Raw genomic sequence first — 1,754 nt, 5'->3', positions numbered from 1 at the left:
CTATCTAGTGAAGAAGGCGAAGCTAGATAGGCTTAAAACAGACTCACCGCTATTTGTCAACAAATTTGTCACCTATTTATGCACCCTTTCGCTATTTGTCAACAAATTTGTCACCTATTTATGCACCCTTTTTATGAATTATTTTCTTGGTCTCATTGGATGGATTTAAGTACACAACCCGCTGAACCTTCCACGTTTTAGGGCCACCTTTGGGAAATCGCTCTGGGTGATGTAAGAAGGCCTTGTGAAGTGTTTCATTCCGTAGAGCAAATAGTCTAACATCTTCCCCATTACGCCGTTGTTCTGGGGTAATATACCCAAGACCCGTATGACGATGCATTCGATTATACCAGTCGATAAAATCACCCATCCAGATTCTCGCGTGTTCAATCGTGGCAAAGCGTCCTGGATATGCCGCATGATATTTAAGGGTGCGATAGAAGGATTCTATGTAGGGATTATCATTCTTCACAAGAGGACGGGAATGGGAAATAAACATCCCTAGTGAAGCAAGCCATACTGAGAATGTTGCACCACGCATGGGATTACCGTTGTCTGAATGGATCCATACCCCTTCAAGGTTCCTGCGTTGCCGGATCGATTCAAATAGTTCCCGGCCATATTGCTCCTGTTCACTCTGATGGATAGACCAGCCGACAATCTCCCGGCTCCATACATCGATAACGGTGTAGCAATACCAGAATAGACCATTGACCTGCGAGGGTAGCCAGGTAATATCCCAACAGTAGACTTGATCTGGTCCGGTTGCCTTGAGTTCCGGCGGGCGATGTGAACGGCGTGCCGGTCGACTGTTACTACGATGATGGAGCAGTCCCGCAGCTTTAAGCACCCGGTAAAAGGTTCGCTCGCTGGCAATGTATCTCCCTTCCTCAGCAAGAATTGCTACAATTTCTCCTGGGGTTGAGTCTTTAAAACGATCCGAGGTACAAACCTCGATGATGTCCTGTCGTTCTGCGGCAGTCAGGGCGCGCTTTGTGTGTGTATGGCTCCCTTTGCGTTTATCCTGAGGTGCTTGTTTCCACCGGGCATAGGTCCGCGGATGAATACCCAGGGCCTTACATACCGTACCACTCCGTGCCCCCTGGGCTATCGCTGTATCTATCGATTCAATCAGCCTAATGCGCGTCTCTGTTGGTATCAGTCGTCCTTGAGCTCCTGCAACAGTGCAAAAGTTTTTTTTTGCGTTGTGATAATGATCGCCGCTTCTGCAAGGGCCTTGTCTTTCCGCGCGAGTTCCCGTTCCTGTTCCCGGATCTTTTTCTTTGCTGCTTTGAGTTCTTCCCGGATTTCCTGTTCTCTTTTAGTTAAGGCGTCTTTCACTTCCTGCTCCCATACGATAAGGTGTTGTGAATGAAGCCCCTGCTCCCGCAACCATTGTCCCATACGTCCATCATCTATCGTACGGGATTCTAGGAGCACCATCAGCTTCTCTGCAAGAGAACGCTCGCGATTCGACAGGACTCCATCTTCACCATGAAGTGTACCATGTTTCATCTTTGCTTTCCACCCATATATGGTGGTCACCGATATATTGTATTCCCTGGCCAATGATGCTGCTGTTCGATTTTCTGGTGGAAGCAGCTTTTTAAGAATTGTATTCCGTATCTGGGCGCTATACCGAGCCATAGGTCACCTCCTGTTCCATCTTGTTCTAGGTGACAACTATTATGGCAGAGCGCGCCGTAAAATTGTCAATTTAGATGCGGTTTTTAGAGGTGCCCTTAAAGTATCTT

The 1,754-nt window shown here is 47.6% G+C and carries 2 protein-coding genes; both read right to left on the bottom strand.

Annotation, left to right across the window (positions count from 1 at the left end; genetic code table 11):
• Nucleotides 1–118: 118 nt before the first annotated feature.
• A complete protein-coding gene (locus C5O22_RS08370) occupies nucleotides 119–1,132 on the bottom strand; it encodes an IS3 family transposase (protein WP_279432194.1) in 1,014 nt (337 codons plus the stop codon).
• 26 nt (nucleotides 1,133–1,158) lie between these two features.
• Nucleotides 1,159–1,647: a transposase gene (locus tag C5O22_RS08365; protein ID WP_132780849.1), complete on the bottom strand. Its 489-nt coding sequence runs from the start codon at nucleotides 1,645–1,647 to the stop codon at nucleotides 1,159–1,161.
• Nucleotides 1,648–1,754 lie beyond the last annotated feature (107 nt).

The organism is Treponema sp. J25, assembly GCF_004343725.1.
In the GTDB taxonomy this organism is placed as follows: domain Bacteria; phylum Spirochaetota; class Spirochaetia; order Treponematales; family Breznakiellaceae; genus J25.
Note: the sequence above shows the minus strand (reverse complement) of the source record. Positions and strands in the feature narration are given on the sequence as shown.